General features: G+C 37.3%; 18 protein-coding genes. 13 read left to right on the plus strand and 5 right to left on the minus strand.

What is annotated here, in order from left to right; genetic code table 11:
- The first annotated feature begins 115 nt into the window (after positions 1–115).
- Positions 116–4,471 carry a T9SS type A sorting domain-containing protein gene (locus BM179_RS04615; RefSeq protein ID WP_092012912.1) on the plus strand — a complete coding sequence of 1,452 codons (4,356 nt, stop codon included), beginning with the start codon at positions 116–118 and terminating at the stop codon, positions 4,469–4,471.
- 37 nt (positions 4,472–4,508) lie between these two features.
- Here BM179_RS04615 and BM179_RS04620 read toward each other — a convergent pair whose 3' ends face one another.
- The 4 genes from BM179_RS04620 to BM179_RS04635 form a co-directional block, all read right to left on the minus strand.
- A complete protein-coding gene (locus tag BM179_RS04620; protein ID WP_092012914.1) occupies positions 4,509–5,411 on the minus strand; it encodes a carbon-nitrogen hydrolase family protein in 903 nt (300 codons plus the stop codon).
- 52 nt (positions 5,412–5,463) lie between these two features.
- Positions 5,464–6,063, minus strand: a complete 600-nt coding sequence (locus tag BM179_RS04625; protein WP_092012919.1) for a GNAT family N-acetyltransferase — start codon at positions 6,061–6,063, stop codon at positions 5,464–5,466.
- 7 nt (positions 6,064–6,070) lie between these two features.
- On the minus strand, positions 6,071–6,478 hold the full coding sequence (locus BM179_RS04630) for a nuclear transport factor 2 family protein (RefSeq protein WP_092012922.1): 408 nt from the start codon (positions 6,476–6,478) through the stop codon (positions 6,071–6,073).
- A 108-nt stretch (positions 6,479–6,586) separates the two neighbouring features.
- The gene (locus tag BM179_RS04635) at positions 6,587–7,081 is read right to left on the minus strand and encodes a DUF1440 domain-containing protein (protein ID WP_229632895.1); all 495 of its coding nucleotides are present in this window, start codon (positions 7,079–7,081) and stop codon (positions 6,587–6,589) included.
- Positions 7,082–7,328: 247 nt separating this feature from the next.
- Between BM179_RS04635 and BM179_RS04640 the strand changes: the two genes are divergently transcribed.
- Positions 7,329–8,300 (plus strand): sulfite exporter TauE/SafE family protein, encoded by a 972-nt coding sequence (locus tag BM179_RS04640; protein ID WP_092012925.1) that lies wholly within the window; start codon positions 7,329–7,331, stop codon positions 8,298–8,300.
- An 89-nt stretch (positions 8,301–8,389) separates the two neighbouring features.
- Here the strand turns inward: BM179_RS04640 and asnS are convergent, their stop codons facing one another.
- Positions 8,390–9,820 (minus strand): asparagine--tRNA ligase, encoded by a 1,431-nt coding sequence (gene asnS / locus BM179_RS04645; protein WP_092012928.1) that lies wholly within the window; start codon positions 9,818–9,820, stop codon positions 8,390–8,392.
- Between the two features lie 520 nt (positions 9,821–10,340).
- Between asnS and rpoN the strand changes: the two genes are divergently transcribed.
- The 11 genes from rpoN to BM179_RS04705 all read left to right on the plus strand — a co-directional run bounded on the left by rpoN (position 10,341) and on the right by BM179_RS04705 (position 20,693).
- On the plus strand, positions 10,341–11,810 hold the full coding sequence (gene rpoN / locus BM179_RS04650; protein WP_092012931.1) for an RNA polymerase factor sigma-54: 1,470 nt from the start codon (positions 10,341–10,343) through the stop codon (positions 11,808–11,810).
- An 83-nt stretch (positions 11,811–11,893) separates the two neighbouring features.
- Entirely contained in the window at positions 11,894–12,544 is a 651-nt protein-coding gene (locus BM179_RS04655) for a phosphatase PAP2 family protein (protein ID WP_229632896.1), read from the plus strand.
- A 230-nt stretch (positions 12,545–12,774) separates the two neighbouring features.
- Positions 12,775–13,278: a DUF4494 domain-containing protein gene (locus BM179_RS04660; RefSeq protein WP_092012938.1), complete on the plus strand. Its 504-nt coding sequence runs from the start codon at positions 12,775–12,777 to the stop codon at positions 13,276–13,278.
- Between the two features lie 89 nt (positions 13,279–13,367).
- Positions 13,368–14,039, plus strand: coding sequence for a response regulator transcription factor (locus BM179_RS04665; protein WP_092012941.1), 672 nt, complete (start codon positions 13,368–13,370; stop codon positions 14,037–14,039).
- A gap of 82 nt (positions 14,040–14,121) precedes the next feature.
- Positions 14,122–15,489, plus strand: coding sequence for a HAMP domain-containing sensor histidine kinase (locus BM179_RS04670; RefSeq protein WP_092012944.1), 1,368 nt, complete (start codon positions 14,122–14,124; stop codon positions 15,487–15,489).
- Between the two features lie 284 nt (positions 15,490–15,773).
- Complete coding sequence (locus tag BM179_RS04675; protein WP_092012947.1) at positions 15,774–15,998, plus strand: hypothetical protein; 225 nt, start codon at positions 15,774–15,776, stop codon at positions 15,996–15,998.
- An 8-nt stretch (positions 15,999–16,006) separates the two neighbouring features.
- On the plus strand, positions 16,007–16,261 hold the full coding sequence (locus BM179_RS04680) for a hypothetical protein (protein WP_092012950.1): 255 nt from the start codon (positions 16,007–16,009) through the stop codon (positions 16,259–16,261).
- A 200-nt stretch (positions 16,262–16,461) separates the two neighbouring features.
- Complete coding sequence (locus tag BM179_RS04685) at positions 16,462–16,893, plus strand: hypothetical protein (RefSeq protein WP_092012953.1); 432 nt, start codon at positions 16,462–16,464, stop codon at positions 16,891–16,893.
- 149 nt (positions 16,894–17,042) lie between these two features.
- On the plus strand, positions 17,043–18,734 hold the full coding sequence (locus tag BM179_RS04690; RefSeq protein ID WP_092012956.1) for a DNA polymerase/3'-5' exonuclease PolX: 1,692 nt from the start codon (positions 17,043–17,045) through the stop codon (positions 18,732–18,734).
- 864 nt (positions 18,735–19,598) lie between these two features.
- Entirely contained in the window at positions 19,599–20,138 is a 540-nt protein-coding gene (locus tag BM179_RS04700; protein WP_092012961.1) for a phage tail protein, read from the plus strand.
- A gap of 15 nt (positions 20,139–20,153) precedes the next feature.
- A complete protein-coding gene (locus BM179_RS04705) occupies positions 20,154–20,693 on the plus strand; it encodes a phage tail protein (RefSeq protein WP_218159163.1) in 540 nt (179 codons plus the stop codon).
- Positions 20,694–20,711: the final 18 nt, after the last annotated feature.

The raw sequence follows: 20,711 nt of genomic DNA on the forward strand, positions 1-20,711 counted from the left end.
TCAAAACGGAGACAACAGAATTATTTGAGAAAGCCATTTGCGTATAGATAGATATTGCTGTAGTTTTGCACAGATATAACCCATAAAATATTTCAATCTACGCTTTATCCGGCCCATGAGAAAACTTTACACGTCATTACTACTAACAATTCTATCTTGTTTTTCCTATTTTGCTGGTGCACAGACAATTTCGGTTACAAAAATTGAGGGAAGTTTTTGTCTGGGAACGAGAATCCAGATTTACTATTCAGCGGATGAAAAGTTTGAGGCCGGGAATGTCCTTAAGGTTCAGTATTTAGATTCTAATCTAAATAGCTGGAAAGATATGGAAACCAGTGATATGAATGGGGTATTATCTGCTAAAATTCCGGAAAAGGTTTCTGCTAACAATTCTTATGTCAATTTGAGAATAATTAATAGTAGTAAATCTGAGTCAACAAAAGTATTATACACTACTTGGAGACCTTTTATTAGTCCCGCTTTTGTAAGTTTTTCAACTGATAAAACTGTGGCTGTTAATCCATATGAGAGTATATCGATTCCTGCAATTATTTCCGGAGAGATACCTATTACACTCACATTTACAGATAGCTCTAAATACGATATTAATTCGGCGAGCGCTGCAATTACATTTTCTCCTGACAAAACAAAAACTTACACTATTGCAAAGGCAAGCAATATTTGCGGAATAGGGCAAGGTAAAGGTAGTACTTCTGTACAAGTGAATCCTGTAGGAATAAAGGTGGTATCTGTAGCTCCCGAACTATTGTGCCAGGGGGATAAAATTTATGTTAAATATAGTACGTCAGATGAGTCTAATCAAATCTATAAACTCAAAATACGATTAAGTCCTTCAAATGACAATTCGATATCGTATGACTTTGATGCAGTTGATAATAGCGGAACTTTAACTGGAATTGTACCTCTTGAAGTACCCAAAGGGAGTTATCGATTAAAAGTAATATCATCAGAGATTGAATTATCTTCTTCTCAAGGAGCGTTGATACAAGTTGCTATGGCGCCCAATGTCTGGTGGTATTCTAAAAATCAAAGTATTCCGTTTGGAGCAAGTGTTGATCTGAATTTTGGTTATACAGGTATTGGCCCAACGTATATTACATTTAGTGATGGAAGCACATCTTTTAGCAGAAGAAATGGTTTTTTTGAATACGCTTTTCAAGATGGACAAACAATAAAACCAGAAAATAATACCTTATTCTGGATTACTTCTCTCAGTTCTGGCTGTAATACTTCTACATTTACGAAAGAGAAAATAGAAATTACGGTAAAGGATGGTATAAGAACAGATTCAGTATTAACGAATGAAGTTTGTACAGGACAAAAAGTGAGAGTACGGTTTACTTCTAATGCCAAGTTTAATCCTTCCAATACATTCAATGTTAAATTAGATGAAAGCTTTCCTGAATTAACAAATATTCCGGCAATCCTTGTGGAGCCTGGAGTACTGGAATTTGTTATTCCGCTTAATTCGTATGGTAAAAATGGCCCTTGGGTTCCTGGCGGAGTTTCGGTAACGGTGAATTCAACTAGTCCTAGGCTCATCGGAAGTAAAAGCCCGAATACGATTAGTGTCAGAGATCTGCCTTTTATCGAATTTAAATATCCTTCATATCATATTGACAAACCTAAGACAATAGTATTGGATGTAGATGCTTATGGAGGTGGCCCCTATAAATTGCGGATGAAAGATGGTTTGGAGTTCACGCTAATTAAAGGATGGGTTTACGGTAATTTTTCAAGATCTTTCTCGTTAAAGGGGACGAACTCCAAAGTGTTTGAATTATCAAGTGTAAGTAATTCATGCGGAACCACTAGCTTAAATTCAAGCTTATCTTTAATTGTTGATAATCCAGGTAAAGATCTGCTGGAACTTGGGGAGTTGGATAGAGATGGTATTTTTTGCGAGGACGAAAAGAAAGTAATCTCATTTAAATCAGGAAGTAATTTCCAATCTGATAATGAGTTTCGTGTTGAACTGGTTAACAATTCTAACGATGGCCAAGTTATTAAAACATTGGGAGTTTCTAAATCAGATGGTCGGATTGAGGTTCAAATGCCCAAATTATTAACAGAAGGGTACTATTATTTAAGAGTAAGCTCAACCAATCCTATTGCATATAGTAATTCGCGGGAGGTGCACATTCAAAAGAAACCTGAACTGGCTAAAGCTACATCATCTACTACTGCCATTTTTTTGGAAGACAGAGTTACTATTTTCACCCCAAATGTTATAGGAGGATCGCCAATTAAGATTGAATTCAACGATGGAAGTTCTATCATTAATGATGGTATTAGTGATGATGCTCATATTTATCAGAAAGAGTTGTCATTCACCAAGGTACCAACAACTTATCCACTACTGTATTATGTAAAATCAGTTTCAAATAGCTGTGGTACAACCTTTATTGATACACCGAAGAAAATAGATACAATATTTGTAGATGCATACAGGATTTATGCTTTGGGAGATGATGGCTTTCCTTATAGTATAAGTGCGTGTAAAGGGGGAAAAGTCGCTATACCCTATTACATCAAGGGAAATCCACCAAAAGATGCAAAGATATATCTTGAAATTTCACCAACATTTGATGGTATCTTCAAAACCATTGCTTCAGATATAACCACTAATCCTTATATATTTGAGATACCTGATACTTTAAGTAATTCACTCTATTCTTTAAGATTAAGGATAAATAATAATCAGCCAAAGTTATCTGATGGAAGAATTTTCATGACTCTTACTGAAAAACCATCAACAGAATTGTTTTTTGCTGACGATACTAAAACGCAAACTATTACTTCAATTAATTCAGGTCCGTCAATAACTATTAAAGTTAAATCAAAAAAAGGGGAGCCAGCAAAAGTAATTCTGGGAGATGAAGCAGGAAATGTTTACCCGCTAAATGCTAATATCTATAATAATTATACAAATATACCTATAAAAAAATCCACAACATTTACACTGAAATCTGTTTCAAACAACTGTGGATATGAAGTTGGAAATACTCAAAAACTAACCTTAACTGTTAATCCTGATTTTTCGGCTTCACTTGCTGAAAATAAAAGCAGTGTTTGCGCAGGAGGAACATTTGATATAAATATTGCCACCATTGGTGATTTTGGTAAAGACAATAAGTTCTCGTTTTACTTTTTTAAAACTTCAGATATTACCAATCCCAAAACGCTTCTGGCTTCGGAATATCTGGGAGATAATAAGTACAGGATTACAGTTCCTTCAGATACTCCTGTCAATCCATATGCAATATTTGTAAATTCCTCAGGTACAGGCATTCAGAAGGACTATCAGAACCTGATTTATGTACATAAAGCTCCGAATATTGTTTTGAGCGGTACTGCTACAATGAATCCCGGGCAATCTGGCAATGTCTCTTTGCAACTTTATAACAGTTCAATGCGAATGTTTGGAGTATCAAATGGATATTCTAACTATGATTATGAGATTTCAAATGGTATTAAAGGCTCTGCCAACTATGGAAACAGCGTGACCAGCATCAATATTCCTGCTCCTTTAGCTACCACAACCTATAAATTGCTTTCTGTAAGAAATGCTTGTGGGACAGGCGATATATCGGGTAGTGCGACGATTAATGTTATTCCTCCGTCTCTGAAAAATATTCAGATACCGGATAATGCATTTTATTATATATGGACCTGTACAGGAGCTTCCTTATCCGTTCCATTTAAAACGTTAGGAACATTTAGTCCGGAAAATAAATTTACAGTTCAATTGTCTGATGAGATGGGGTTGAATTTTAAATCTTTACCTACGGAGGGCAAGGTAAGTCCTTTAAAAGTGATTATTCCAGATAGTATAAAAGCAGGAGTTGGATACAAGGTAAGAGTAGTAGCAAGTGACGATAATGTAAGTAGTAGTACCAATCTGGATTTATTGCAGATTTTTAAAGGGCCAACCGCAGCAGTAGATAGAGAGGTTTATTCTTTTGAACAGGGGAAACCCGTATCCATTAAATTAAACTTTACCGGAACACCTGGCTGGGCTGTTAATTTTGGAAGCAATGAGTTTTCGGCAAGATCATATTATACCTTAGATAATCCTTTAATAATCAATCTTACCCCTGTTTCTAATGCAACTTATAAAATATTTTCAGTTTCAGATCTTTATTGCAAAGGGGTAATCCCTTCAGCAAAATCCACCACCCGCTTGGAATTAATTACAGCGACAGAAGAATTTAATGAAATGGGGACAAAGGTATTTCCTAATCCCACTGCAGAGTATATTAATCTGGCTTTGGAGAAATCACAGCCAGCGCTGGTGCGTCTGACTGATTCTATGGGGAAATTAGTATTGGAAACTTCTGTTTCAGGTTATGAAAACAAACTTGACGTCTCTAAATTATCTTCCGGGACGTATCTTTTACTGGTAGAACAGGGATTGAATAGATCTGTTTTTAAAATCAGAAAAGACTAACAGAAAGGGCTCCGGGATTTTCCGGAGCCCTTTCTGTTTAAACAACCCACCTCTGTATTTCGATTTTTTCAGAGGCAAATTCCGACCTGATTCTTTGCTGGTCTTTAAAATTAAAAACCTGTCCGTCATCCCTGACCGTTTCAATCAGAGAGAAATCTAATGCTTGTATCAGCCATCCTTCTTTCTGAGGCTCCATTGTCTGAATAATTCCCTCCTCCGGAAGATTTTTATCCGGAGTGCTGTAGGCAGCAGCGAAGCCATAATTAATATCCACCGCAGGTGACCATAGGGCATTTCCAATGGTCTGGGAAACCAATGTATAAGCCTGATTTTCCATTGCACGGGCTCGCGCCCCTATATGTACACGGGTGGCCCCTCTGATGGTTTCTGTACAACTTGGCGCCAGAATCAGAGACGCTCCCGCTGAGGAAAGTGCCTGAGAACCCAATGGAAATTCTACATCATAACAGATTTGAACACCAAAATTGCCCCAGTCTGCCTCAAAAAGCGAAAGTACCTTTGCTCCGCTTTCTATTCCCCATTCCTCATTCTCAAATCGGGTCATGAAAAATTTATCCTGAAAACCGGCCAATCCTTTTTCCGAAAAAACAAAAACCCGGTTTCGGGGTCTTCCATTTTCAATTACCGGGAAGCTGGGAGCTACGATAATGACCTGATATTTCTTTGCCAGTTCTGTAAAGACCTGACAGAAATCTGATTTTAAACGATCCAGTTCTATTACCTGCCGACGGATGTCTGATTGTATCTCCTCAGGAAATATACTCACCAGTTCCATCGAACCATATTCGGGAAAAAGGAGCAGTTTTGCCTTATTTTTAACAGCCTGGCTTATCCAATTTTCAGTATGAATTACCCAATTCCTGAATTGATGGTGTTGTGAAATGGGATACTGGGCGGCGGCAGATATAATTTTTGTCATAAATACTATTCCGATTTACCTGAAAGTATCAGATTAATCAGGTCGTTTCTGATTATAATGTTTTCATCCAGTATGTCATGGATTTAGGGGTTGAGTCTGTTTCGCCAGAATCCGGCCATTCAAATATGCTTTTCAAAGTTTCATTTTTCTTATAGCCTCTTTTGAGCCAGAATACGTCATTTGGCCGATAGTCATCAGGTCTGGAAGGATGATTGTCCGGACGATCTACTGCACAAAAACAAGTATATTGATATTGGTTGAAACTGGCAGCATGAGCTTCCCTTTCGTCAAAGAAACGATGGCCGAGCCCCAATCCTCTGTACCCGGGAAGCAGAATACTTTCCCCGAAATAAAAAACCGAATCCAAATCCAGCTGAGCTTTTGCAAAAGGCTCCCGGACTTCTTTCGTTTCATCCTTTAACGGAAGACAGGTTGTGGCACCAACCATTTCGGATCCGTCATATACTGCCAAAAGAAATGCTCTTTCAGATTTAGCATAAGTTTGAAGATATGCTATCTCATAATCAAGACTTCCTTCATATAAATACGGAAAATCCCTGAAAACCTGGATCCTCAATGTGCCTAAACTTTCAAAAACCGACTCTATCTGACTGCCATTTTTTCTGATAAAAGTTAAATGATCTGTTCCCATATCAGTTTTATACCTCTTCGGAAACGAGTTTAATCCATAAAGGTAAATTGTAATAGGTAGTTACCCGGATAATTTTTTCATCCGAAAGTTCCAGAAAAGCTGCGGCAGGAAGCACATATTTCTGATTTTTTGCAGGGGGTAAACCTTCTTCTCCTTTTTTGTAAATACCGTTTACCGTAAATTCAACAGCTACTCTTTTACTTTCAGGTTCCGTGAAAAATACCATGTCAGTCAGGTTTTCATGATAAGACTCGTCCATATGCTGCAAAAATTCTGTAAATTTTTCCAAACCGGTTCTTACTTCACCCTGATTGGTTTCATGACGGACTTCAGCATGCAGGAGCGCAAGCATTCCTTTCCAGTTTTGTTGATTAAATGCAGAATAGTATTGTTTTACGATTTCTAATGAAGTCATTATTGAAAACAGGATTTTTGATTGAAATTAAATTTCTGTAAAAATAGAAATAAAAACGACCTGCATCAGGACTTCATTTTTATTTATAAGCAAGTATCTCCGAACTTATCATTTGTGATGGTCGTATTTGTAAGCTATCAAAGAAATCGGGATACCAACCAAAGCAATAAGGATACCCATTGCAATGGCTGCTTTTCCGATATTGAACGGAATTTCGGGCGCTCTTGAAAGCGGAAGAATCAGCAGATTCATGACGAGCCAGATAAAAATACCATATGTAATTCCGGCAGTCCATGGTCCTTTGAATAAGATTTTTATCCTTGGGTAAATCATGAAAAACAGAAGTGTCCAGATAAATGCAATGATAAAATGAAGTAACAGGCCCAGTATGATAGTTCCGAAGCCTCCTGAAAATAAATCAGCTCCTAAAACTGCACTGGCAATAAACTGTAATATTTTGCCCGGATTTGAAGAGGGAAGAAGTGCTGCCAGTATATCAAGTGTGCCGGCAAGAAGGCTGGTTAAGAAGATTACTTTATAGTTTTTGCTAAATGTATCAGGCATTTTTATCAGGATAAGTTGGTTTGGAGTTAATTCGCTCATTATCAATGTTAAATATAATAAAATTAAGCAATAATAGGTATTTCGGGAATAGCGCAGATCTTTTGATCGAAGCCTGTAATATGGTTTTTCCTTATCCGGTTTAAACAGACAAAGAATATTTTTTTAAAAATAAACTCTACTCGTTTTGTAGATTTGTTTAACTCTATTAATTTTGTAGGAATAGTCGGGAAGAAACGCCTAATACAAAGACACTCATATAATTGAAAAATATAAATACCAATAATCAATGGAATTAGAATCGGAAGTTACCAGATCGGATAAGCCTGTTGTGAAAAAGTCTTCAAAAAATCCGTTTGAAGTAGCTATAGTGAATATCTGGAAGCGCGATCGCAGTGCTGCTGAGGTAATCATCCATATTTTCAATGCAATTGCTTTAATGATTGTCGGACATTTATTATTCAATTTCCTGACAGTCAAAAACATAACAACGGCTTTTAGTTCTGTAACTTCGGATATTCTGTATTATCTGCTGGGAGGTTTTATCGCTCAGATGATTGACGGAGCGTTGGGAATGGCCTATGGGGTAACAGCTACGACCTTTTTATTAAGTGTAGGTATCACTCCTGCGGCAGCAAGTGCGAGTGTACATGCCTCTGAGGTATTTACCAGTGGTGTTTCGGGATATATGCACCTGAAATTTGGAAATGTTAACTCAAAATTGTTCAAAACCTTGCTGATTCCGGGAATTATCGGAGCTGTTTTAGGAGCTTATATCATTTCTTCTCTCGAAGAATATGCCAGTATGCTTAAACCGATTATTTCAACTTATACCTTGATTTTGGGAATTATCATTATTAAAAAGGCATTGAAGAAGCGTCAGGAAAAACGAACTTTGAAAAAAGTAGGCTGGCTGGCAATGTTTGGCGGATATATGGATGCAATTGGCGGCGGAGGCTGGGGTCCCATTGTTTCATCGACACTTATCGCTTCCGGACGTCATCCGAGATATACCATCGGATCTGTGAACTTAGCTGAGTTTTTTATTTCACTGGCAAGTTCAATCACTTTTGTAACAGTAATCGGATTAGGCTATTGGCAGGTGATTGCAGGGTTGATTTTAGGGGGAATGGTTGCTGCACCGATTGCCGCAAGATTATCAAGTAAATTACCGGTTAAAACGATGATGATTCTTGTAGGAATGGTGGTAATTATTGTGAGTTTAAGACAGATTGTAATGGCTGCCATAAAATATTTGTAATTTCTGCCTTCTATTTCAGATATAAGATAATGAAAAACTCCGGCTTACAAGGCCGGAGTTTTTTATGCACTTCCTGTAAAATTCAGGACCTAGAATTCTGCAGATTTTGGAGTTCTCGGGAAAGGAATCACATCACGGATGTTAGTCATTCCGGTAACAAACAACACCATACGCTCAAAACCAAGACCGAATCCTGAGTGAGGAGCAGAACCATATTTGCGGGTTTCAAGATACCACCAGATAGTGTCCTCATGGATACCTACTTCCTTGGTACGTTGTAAAAGTTTCTCATAGTCATCTTCACGTTGAGAACCACCAATGATTTCACCGATACCCGGGAATAAAACATCCATTGCTCTTACCGTTTTTCCGTCTTCATCCTGTTTCATATAGAACGCTTTGATGTCTTTCGGATAATTGGTAAGAATTACCGGTTTTTTGAAGTGTTTCTCAACAAGATAACGCTCATGTTCCGACTGAAGGTCAATGCCCCATTCAACAGGGTATTGGAATTTGCCTTCTTTATGTCTTTTTGAGTTTAACAGAATTTTGATCGCCTCGGTATAAGTCAGTCTGACATAGTCATTGTCGACCACAAAACGAAGTTTTTCAATAAGTGACAATTCTGACTGCTCTTCTTTTTTCTTGTTCTTTTCTTCTTCTTTCAGTCGATTTTCTAAAAATACTAAATCATCATAGCAATTTGTCAGGGCATAATTGATGACATATTTGGTGAAATCTTCCGCGAGGTTCATGTTATCCTCAAGTTCGAAGAAAGCCACTTCCGGTTCAATCATCCAGAACTCGGCAAGGTGACGGGTTGTATTGGAATTTTCTGCTCTGAAAGTCGGGCCAAAAGTATAGATTTTAGACAAGGCCATAGCACCAAGCTCACCTTCCAGCTGACCTGAAACGGTAAGATTGGTTTCTTTACCAAAGAAATCTTCTTTGTAATTTACCGAACCATCTTCATTCAGAGGAGGTTTAATCGGGTCAAGTGTGGACACTCTGAACATTTCTCCGGCTCCTTCAGCATCTGAACCAGTAATAATTGGTGTATGAAGATAGAAGAAACCGTTGTCATTAAAATATTTGTTGATGGCAAAAGCCAATGAATGACGAACACGAAGAATGGCCGAGAATGTATTTGTTCTTGGGCGTAAATGGGCAATTTCTCTGAGAAATTCAAGAGAATGTTTTTTCGGCTGAAGCGGATATTTTTCAGGATCAGCTGTTCCGTAAACGAATACTGATTTTACCTGCAATTCAACTTTCTGGCCTTGTCCCTGCGATTCGATTAAAGTTCCGGTAATAGCAACACAAGAGCCTGTAGTAACTAATTTAAGGGTTTCTTCATCAATAATACCTGTTTCTGCTACTGCCTGGATATTATGAATAACTGAGCCATCATTAATATTTATAAATACTACATTAGAACTAACACGTTTAGTCCGGACCCAACCTTTTACAGTAATTTCTTTACCAATCTCAGCAGTTTGTAGGATTTCTTTGATTTGCATTTTTTGAAATTTTTATTCTAAAATGTTACCCTTGCGGAATAATTTAAATGAATATAGTTGTTAGTTATTATAATAAAATTCAGTGATAGCTTAACTTAATACTCCGGAAAAAAAATAAAGAGTCCATAAAACCGGCATACAAATTAATGGAGGGAAGGCTTTTAACACCTGCAAATGAGCACTATGTTTTGAGATATTATGCCATTTAATGCCCCGATATAATTTTAACAGATCAAAATCTGTGCTTTCTCTATTATTCAAAATTAATCACAAATCCGTCAAATACCGAATTAATGTAATTTTTTCATGTAATTTTCTGTTTTTTATGAATAAATAAAAATATTTAAATTGTTGATAGTCAGTGTTTTGGTGTTTTTTGTTAAAAAAAATAGAAGAAAAATTTCGGTTGTTTTTAATTTAAAACTATTTTTGGCAAGGAAATTGTTAATCAGGCTGAATGGTTGATCAGTCCATAAAATCAAATACCTAACCTGTACACTTACTCTACCTTCTTTTCTCTATGCAAAAGTTATCTTTAAATCAAACGATTCAGCAAAGGCTCTCTCCTCAGCAAATTCAATTTGTCAAATTGCTGCAAATCCCTACATTTGAGCTCGCTGCCAGAATAGAGGAAGAATTAGAGATTAATCCGGCACTGGAAGAAGGAACGGATATGGAGCTGAATGATAAGGAAAAGGATGAATTCGGAGATGAATTTGATGACGCCGGAGATAGCTATGATGAGTATGATACCTTTAATGACCGGGAGCTGGACGTGGAATCTTATTTGCACGATGATTACTCCGGTTACAAGATGCAGGGAGATGGCGGCGGCGGAGATGAAGAAGACCGTGAAATCCCTATAGCTACTTCCCTTAGTCTTACAGATCACCTGACCTCTCAATTAGGCTTTCTTCGCTTAAATGATCACGATGAACTAATCGGAAAACAGTTGATAGGCTCTGTTGAAGCTGATGGATATATCCGCAGGTCATTACAGGCAATTGTTAATGATATGGCATTTACTCAGGGTGTTTATACCGATGTAGATGAAATTGAAAAAGTTTTGAAGAAAATTCAGACTTTTGATCCGCCGGGTATTGCAGCCAGAGATTTAAAGGAATGCCTGCTGCTGCAACTGGAAAGAAAAGATAGTTCCGACATAAATGTGCAGTATTCCATCAGAATTATTGATGAGTATTTTGATGAATTTTCAAAAAAGCACTACGATAAGATTCAAAGACGTCTGGAAATGTCGGATGAGGAAATAAGAGATGCCATTAAAATCATCACTAAATTAAATCCGAAACCAGGAAGTGCAGATGAAGACGGAACAATTCAGTATCTTATTCCTGATTATATCCTGACCAATAATAACGGAAAACTGGAACTTACGCTTAATTCTAAAAATGCACCTGAACTAAGAATCAGCAGATCTTTCCATGAAATGCTTGATACATATGATAAAGGGGATAAACAGAATAAATCTGTTAAGGAAACAGTAACTTTTATCAAACAGAAACTGGATTCAGCAAAATGGTTCATTGATGCCATCAAACAAAGACAGGCTACTTTGATGAAGACGATGTCTGCCATTCTGAAATATCAGTATGATTTTTTTCAGGAAGGAGATGAGACGAAGCTGAGACCCATGATTCTGAAAGATATTGCTAATCAGATTGATATGGATATTTCTACTGTTTCAAGGGTTGCAAGTTCTAAATCGGTTCAGACGGAATTTGGGATTTATCCTTTAAAGTACTTTTTCTCTGAAGGAATTGCTACTGATTCAGGAGAAGATGTGTCAAGCAGAGAAGTAAAAAATATTCTGAAAGAGCTTATTGATAATGAACCGAAGAGAATTCCGTTATCAGATGAAAAACTGGAAAAATACCTCAATGAAAAAGGATACAATATCGCCAGAAGAACAGTAGCGAAATACAGGGAACAACTGAATATCCCTGTTGCCAGGTTACGGAGACAACTTTAATTTACTATTAACAGATTGTTGGTAGTCTCAGGTCATTAAATTTGTAAATTACTACTGTACATAACTAAAAGTTTAGCAATAACTTGAATACTTCAGTCGCCAGGTTTCTTTCTGTAGTGCTGCATCCTTTAATGATGCCGACATTATTGTTTACAATAATATTCTATTTTGCTCCCGGAGCAATCAGTAATCTGGAGTTATTCAATGGCGCATCCAAAGTGGGTGTTATGAGCCTGAAAGAGGGTTTACTTCTTTTGATCTTTCTGCTTACTTTCGTCATACCTTCATTTTTCATTTACTCTCTTTATAAATTCGGATTTATTCAGACGCTTACGATGAATACGCTGAGAGAACGCCGCATTCCATACCTGATTACAGTGGTGATCTATACAATGGTGGCAGCTTTCTTTACTTTTAATGTCAGACAATTGCCCGAAATTGCCTTGATTCTTACTTCAATGGCTTTTTCAATTGCGTTGGTCGCTTATATCAGTCTTTATTGGAAAATTTCAGCGCATTCCGTAGGAATTAGCGGAGTTGCGGGAGCTTTGTGGGGGATTTTGATCCGTTTCCAGGAACAAACGCTGTTCTATCCGGCTTTGGGAATCATTCTTATAGCGGGTTTTCTGATGTCTGCCAGGCTTTATCTCAATGAACACAACATCGAACAGATACTTGCCGGAACCGTTCTTGGGCTGCTTGTCAGTTTATTTGTGGTAATAAAATTTGTTTAATCATTTTTGAAATAAGTAAAAAGGGATGAAATTTTACCGGAATTTCATCCCTTTTACATTTTGTTTTACCTGAGCCCCGGCTCTTTCGGGAAGGAGTAAGGAAAGGCTGCTTTCCGGATTCAAAAAAGAATTAAAAGGTTACATCACTTTGTTTTCTTCCTCAACTCTTGATAGTTTTGCAACCCCTTGAAGGGAAAAATAATGGGTTAAATTCTCAAAATCAATTTAAAATGGCTACTTGGTATTTAGGAAAAATACGTTTTCAGAAAGAGGACGAAGCAGGATCATTAAAAACAATTAACGAAGCCTATCTGGTAGATGCTGTTTCATACACAGATGCGGAGGCAAGGATGTATGAAGTGGTAGCAAGCAATACCCCGGATTTTCAGCTGACAAATTTATCTAAAATGAAAATCAGTGAGGTTTTTAATGTAGAAAATGGTTCTGAAATATGGTATAAGTCTAAGGTACAATACATTACATTTGACGAAAAGTCTCAGAAAGAGAAGAAAACACCTCATGTGATGCTGATTAATGCTGAAAATCCAAAGGAGGCTTATGAGTTGTTGGTACAGAATCTCGGAACGGTTGATGACTACCAGATCACAGATATCAATATTACGTCAATCCTGGAGATTTTCCCTTACGAGCCTGAAAATGAACTGCTGAAGAAAGGGAATTTCCGTCCGGTAGCAGAAGTTCTTGCTGAGCAGGCCGAACAGGCTAAACAGTAATGATAACTGAAAATAGGCTTTTGCAATAACTTTAAGCAGTTTATTGTTGTTGAGAAAGAAAAGGTGGTTTAAAGCATTACAAAGACGATATGAAAATTCTTTTAATTGAAGATGAACAGAAAACCGTTCAGTCCCTGAAACAAGGTTTGGAGGAGAATGGATTTGAGGTGGAGTTTTGTTATGATGGCCTGATGGGGAAGCATCTTGCAAAGAAAAAGCAGTTTCAGCTGATCGTCAGTGATGTGATTATGCCTGGACTCAATGGAATAGAACTTTGCCGGGAACTCAGAAATGAGGGAGTTCAGACTCCCATATTGCTTCTGACAGCCCTGGGGGAATTGGAGGATAAATTACTCGGTTTTGAGGTAGGAGCAGATGATTACCTTATTAAACCTTTTGAATTTCAGGAACTTCTGGCGAGAATTAAAGCCATGTCAAGGAGAATGCAGGGAGTTCAGATGGGAGGAAATCTGCTTCGTTTTGCAGATCTGACCCTTGATCTGGATGCCAAGACTGTTTTCAGGTCGGAGAAAAAGATAGAACTGACCGCAAAAGAATTTGCTTTGCTGGAATATCTGCTCAGAAATCAGGGGAAAGTATTGTCAAAAGATGATATTGCTGAAAAGGTCTGGGATTATGAATCAAGTACCAACCTCATCGAAGTTTACATTACTTTGCTGCGAAAGAAAATAGACAAAGATTTTCCGACCAGGCTGATCCACAATGTTTATGGAATGGGTTATGTGCTTAAATCGGAATAGAATTTCTGAAAGAATACCTTAAAATCATGTAATTATTCCGGAAAATTCCCAATTGTTCCCAATCAAAAATACATAAGGAAAAATGAGTATCAGGACCAAACTTACTATACAGTTTACATTGCTGGTTTCAGCAATCCTGGTATTTTCATTTTTGGGAATTTATTTCTTTGCCAATTCTTTTGTGGAAAATCGTTTTTATAACCGCTTGAAATTCAAGGCAATTACTGCGGCAGATCTTCTGATGAAGGTGGATGAAGTCGATAGTAAATTGCTGAAGGTCATTGCCAATACCAATAAAGATGCGCTTTACAAGGAGAATATTTCGATCTACAATTACAAAAACGAGAAAATCTATAAAAGCAGTGATTCTGTTGTTTTTCACATAGACAGAGCTTTGATTAATAAAGTTCGATTGGAGAAAGAGCTTCATTTTACACAAGGTGAACACAGAATTCTGGGGCTTTATTATGTCAATGAATATAACCGGCTGGTTGTATTTGCCGGAGCTATCGATTTTTACGGAGGAGCTCTTACAGAGGATTTAAAGCAAATTCTTATAGGGTTGTTCTTTTTTATGGTATTCGGAGTAGCAATCTTAGGCTGGCTTTTTGCAGAAAGAGCTTTGCAGCCAATCTCCAAGGTCATATCTGAAGTTAAATCCATTTATCCCCAGAATCTGAGCAGGCGATTAAGTGTTGTCAATGAAAATGATGAGATCGGTTCTCTGACTACCACCTTTAATCAGTTGTTAGACAGAACTGAAACGGCTTTTAAACAACAGCGTTTTTTTATTTCAAACGTTAGCCATGAATTGAGAAATCCACTCACCAGAATTATAGCCCAGCTTGAAGTTAATTTGTTGAAAGAAAGAGAGTTGTCTGACTATCAGCGGACAATGAAGTCTATTTTGTCTGACGCCAAGGAATTGAGTCAGCTTTCCAATACGCTGCTTGAACTTTCCAAAGTAAGCGGCCAGCAGGATGCTTTTTTGTTTTCAAACGTAAGAATTGATGAAACCATTTGGGAAGCAAGAGATCATTTGCTGAAAATTCAACCGAATTACAAAATTGAAGTGGATTTTGAGAATGAACTCGAGAATGAAAAACAGCTTTGTGTGCTGGGAAATTCTTACCTGTTAAAAGTAGTAATTACCAACCTGATGGAAAACGGATGTAAATTTTCAGATGACAATACCGTAAAAATCTGGTTGTATTTTGAAAAAACGAAACTGAGAATCTCTTTTAATAATAAGGGAAAAGAGATTGACTCAGAAGATATTCCTCATCTTTTTCAACCATTTTTCCGTTCGGAAAACAATACCGAAACCAAAGGTTATGGCGTAGGATTGTCGCTGGTCGAAAAAATCACCAAGCTTCATAAAGGAACGATCGAGCTAGGTTCATCACAAGCCGAAAACATTTCCTTCGTATTTACCATTCCATATAATTGATTTTGAATAAAGGTTACGGAAAATTCCGGGAGAATCCTGTTGTTCTGGCTTTTCTGAGAGACAGGATTTTGTGTAATCTGTTGACAGTCAGTATTTCATAAGCTATTTTATTTTCATTAAGTACATTTTAATTTTTCATTCAGTAGTTTTTTAAGGTTCGTTATCAATTTTGTGACGCAATAATTGAGTAGTTCTCATGGAAAAGCATGATAACTTTTCATTCTTTCGATACCGGACATGGATGTGATTTGAGATTATATCCATGTTTTTAAACCTCTATCAGTATGGAAAAATCAACAAGCTATTTTGAATACAGTAAAATTGTTTTAAAAAAGGTAAGTTTTTCAAAAGATCTTTTTCAGAAAGAATTACAGAAGGCAATGGCCTTGTGCAAACTGGAAGAGAGGATAAAACTCAAAGTCTGGTGCGTTGAGCAATTTGGGAAGCCATTTGAAATTATTGTTGAAAGGGTTTATCAGAAAAAAATATACAATGTTTACCCGATTTAATAAATGTCATGGAATCAATGGTTTTAAGGAGAATTCAGTTGAAAAGAACTCCGCTTATTAACATTGTCCTGGTTACGTTATTAATACTTTTGACAGTTGCCAATGTGTTTTGGTATGCTTCGTATCAACGTGTTAGGGCAGATTTGGATGAAGCGATTATTCGTCAGGATTCCACTCTGGCAAGTAAACTTGAGATGGAAAAGTTACTGATTAAGGCAAATGACCGCCTTAAGAAATACAGCAGAGAATCAAGAAAACAGTAAAATTAGAAGAGTTTAGTATTATAATCCGGACTTGTTTTAATTCAGTAGGTTAGAAAACAAAAGCTTGATTAATAGTTCAGATTGAGTTTTCCCGGAAAATTGAACGGGGTTGCAGAGGGAGATAATTTTCCGGGAAATTAAATGTAAAAGGTGGTTCCGTGATTTTACCAAATGCCGGGATGACTGATAAATTGTAAAATATGGTAAGAAAAGCAGGGCTTTTTATTTTCACGGCTCTGTCTGTTTTAATGTTTTCCTGTGCAGAGTCTAAGAAAATGGCGGTGTTGCAGACTGAGACAAACAAACTTCAGGCAGAACTTCAGCAACTGCAAAAAGAAAAAGCGGTTCAGCATGCTGAAAGGGTAAAACTGGAAAATGAATTCAAACAAAAAACGGATGAATTTCTTAAATGCCAGGAAGATAACAAAGCTACAATGGAGTCGTTGACTCAAAATTATAATAGTCTGATTTTTGAATATGAAAAACTTTCAGGCTCCTATAAAACATTAAACGGGACTTATGAAACCAATAAAGATGATGCTTACAAAGTAATTCTGGATTTGGAAAGAAGATATAAGGTTCTGATGAACCAAAGAGTAAAGAGTAAGGCTAAGAGGAGTAAGAGAAATTGACGGTAGGTTGATGCAAAAAGAGAGACAATTGTCTCTCTTTTTCTTTTTTATCCTCAACATTTTCAGTAATTCTGGGCTTGTTCAATAAAATTTCTGAAATTTGCTTCATTACCTTTTATTTCTTCATTAAGAAGAGAACCTTAATCGATATGGAAAACCAAACAATTCTCGATATTCTTGAGCTTACCGGTAAACTTCTTGAACTTCATGGTGAAAATGATTTCAAAGTACGGGCTTATTACAGTGCTGTTTTTAATCTTGATAAGTCAACCGAAGACCTGACGACAATACCAGTTGCACAGCTTTCCGGTCTGCAGGGGGTAGGAAAGAGTATGGCCGCCAAGATTGAAGAAATCAGAACTACCGGAACCTTAAAGGAAATGAACGATCTGCTTCAGGAAACACCTGAAGGAGTACTTGAAATGTTCAGGATAAAAGGCATCGGTCCCAAGAAAGTACGCCAGATCTGGCTGGAACTGAATATTACTGATACACGTGAATTGTTATTGGCTTGCGAAAATGGAGAAGTTGCCAGATTGAAAGGTTTTGGTGAGAAAACCCAGGAGGCTATCAAAACCAATTTACAGTTTTTACAGGCCAATTCCAGTAAACTCCGAATGGAAAAAGGAGAGGAGCTGGCCCAACAATTATTAGATGTTCTTGAAACAAATTTGCCGGATTCTGCCATTCAGATTGTGGGAGATATCCGAAGAAAAAATGAGATTGTTGAAAGTATTCAGTTATTGGTAGGGCATAGCAAACCCTGGGAAGTTCAGCAGGTAATAAACGGACTTCCATTCATGCAGCAGGCCGAAAAGATTTCTTCTCCGTTTGTCTGGAGAGGTAAAATGGAAGGTAAAAGTATTCCGTTTGAAGTTCAGATTTCTTCTCCTGAAAACTTTGTTAATCAGCAATTTATATATTCTGCTTCGCCAAAGCATTTAGCACAGAAAAGTCTGTTGAAAATTGCTCAGAAAGAACCTTTAGCCTCAGAAGAAATAATTTATCAGACTGCCGGAATTCCTTACATTATTCCGGAAATGCGGGAGGGAACTTTTGAATTTGACTGGATTCAGCAGCATTCAAATGATGAATTAGTTACCTGGGATTCTCTTAAAGGCATTCTTCATAACCATTCTACCTATTCGGATGGGAAACATACTTTGGAAGAAATGGCAACATATTGCCGAGATCTGGGTTTTGAATACCTGGGCATTGCCGACCATTCGAAAACGGCCATTTATGCAAGAGGATTGTATGAAGACAGGGTTGACCAGCAGCATGCTGAAATTGACCGCTTAAATCTTAAGTTAAGTACTCCGGAAAAACCTTTTAAAATCCTGAAAGGAATAGAGTCTGATATTTTAGGGGATGGTTCACTGGACTATTCCGAAGAAGTACTTAAATCATTTGATTACATTGTAGCTTCCGTTCACCAAAGTCTTAAAATGACTGAAGAAAAAGCGATGTCACGCTTAATCAAAGCCATTGAAAATCCTTATACAACTATACTGGGTCATCCGACTGGCAGGTTACTGCTTTCAAGAGCAGGGTATCCGGTCAATCACCAGTGGATGATAGACGCATGTGCCGCCAATGGTGTGGTGATTGAAATCAATGCAAGTCCTTACCGCCTGGATCTTGACTGGAGATGGATTCAGTATGCTTTGGAAAAAGGGGTAAAATTATCAATTAATCCTGATGCCCATGAGAAGGATGGCTATTTTGATATGCATTATGGAGTGGCAGTGGCCAGAAAAGGCGGATTGACGAAAGATATGACATTTAACGCTTTATCCTTAACGGAAATGGAAGCCTATCTTATTTCCAGAAAAAAATAGTAATAAATTACATAACAGACCTTCACAGAAAAGCCTCATCTGAATCTTCAGAATGAGGCTTTTCTGTGAATAATCTGGCGCAGAAATTAAAGCAGAATAGTTTTGAATAAAGGATTAAAAAGGGTAAAAGTACCTGTAAAAATGCTGTAAAAGATGAAGTTATTTGTACAATTAAATAGACTGTATAATAATGCAGAATTTATTGAAACGGATAGTTTAACGTTCTTTTTTTATAAAATTATATTTTGCTGTTTTGCCTGGAAGAGTTTTTTTGGAATTTATGCTGATTTTCGGTGTTTAAATGAGGAAATGAATGTTAAGTATTTTATGATCAGTTTGTTTTATTTTTGAAAAGCTGTATTTTTGGATGCATTTTATAAAAAACAGGATTTACTTGTGAAATTCCTTAATATATAGAATACGCCCAGTTAACACACTTAATATTCAATGATCTATGAAAATGAAAATCTACCCAAAACCCAAAATTTCAGAGAGTTCAATAATTGCCTCATTGGATTCACCACATTCTTCAAGACAGGAGATTTAGCGCTTCTTTCGTTCTGATTTATCAGTTCAGCTTGTTTCGGTTTTATGAAAGCCTGATGGCCTTCACATTATTCTATGTTCTAGACATTTAAGATATCCTGAATTTTAACACACCATTAATTATGAAAAACGCTGAAATAATAATCTCTCCATAATCAGGCCTGAAACCTGCATTATGAATTTTCAATGTAACCCATAAAGATTTTTTTTAGACAGAGTGTTTACTGTGTTCGTGTTTTCGCACGCCCATTGGTTCTCTGTATTCTTGCGTGTGCATTTTTTCAAACTATATATAACAATTTAACCTTTTTTAAAACTATGGGAGATCAGTTTTTAGGCGAGATTCGCCTTTTCGCCGGCAACTTTGCGCCAAGAGGATGGGCTTTGTGTCAGGGACAAATTCTTGCAATCAGTACTAACACCGCTTTGTTTTCTATCCTGGGAACAACGTATGGAGGAAATGGGCAGACTACTTTTGCTTTGCCGGACTTAAGAGGTAGAGTAGCAATCTCCCAGGGACAAGGTCCGGGTTTGACTAATTATGTTTTAGGCGAAGCTGCAGGGGTAGAATCTGTTACGCTTACTTTAACTCAGATTCCTGCTCACAATCACCTGATTCAGGCAAGTTCTCTTCCTGCAACTGCCAGCTCAGCACAAGGAAATGTATTAGGTACTGTAAATGGTACAGCAGGTGGTGACCCCATTACTGTAAATTCTTATGGAACTACAGCCGATGGTACCATGAATCCTAATGCATTAAGTCTGACTGGTGGAAGTTTACCACATGAAAACCGTATGCCTTATCTGGCTTTGAATTATATCATTGCTACAACCGGAATTTTCCCTTCAAGAAACTAAAATCGAGCAATAATTATGGAACCATACATTGGAGAAATTCGCCTATTCGCCGGAAATTTTGCTCCGAGGGATTGGGCGTTTTGTGCAGGACAATTATTGCCGATTGCACAAAATACAGCTTTATTCTCAATATTAGGAACTACCTATGGAGGGGATGGAAAGGTTACATTTGGCCTGCCCGATTTGAGAGGAAGAGGTCCCGTTTGTCAGGGTACTTCTACCACAGGCACTATTTACGATTTGGGAGAAGCTTCCGGAGTAGAGAACGTTACTTTATTAAGTTCTGAAATTCCACGTCACAATCACTTAATTGCTGATAAGAATGCTGCTTCTGATGCTTCAACTCCGATCGGAAATTATCCCGGAGAAATTGCGGCAACAGTAGGTGGAGACGCAGCAGTGGTAAGTGAGTACTCAACCGCTCCCAATGGTGCTATTTTAGCCCCTACTGCAGTATCGCTGGCGGGTTCCACATTACCTCATAGTAATATGCAGCCATATTTAGCAGTAAATTATATCATCGCACTTTACGGAGTATATCCTTCAAGGAATTAGTAAAATAGATAGACCGTT

Origin of the sequence: Pseudarcicella hirudinis (genome assembly GCF_900115665.1) — a bacterium.
In the GTDB taxonomy this organism is placed as follows: Bacteria; Bacteroidota; Bacteroidia; order Cytophagales; family Spirosomataceae; genus Pseudarcicella; species Pseudarcicella hirudinis.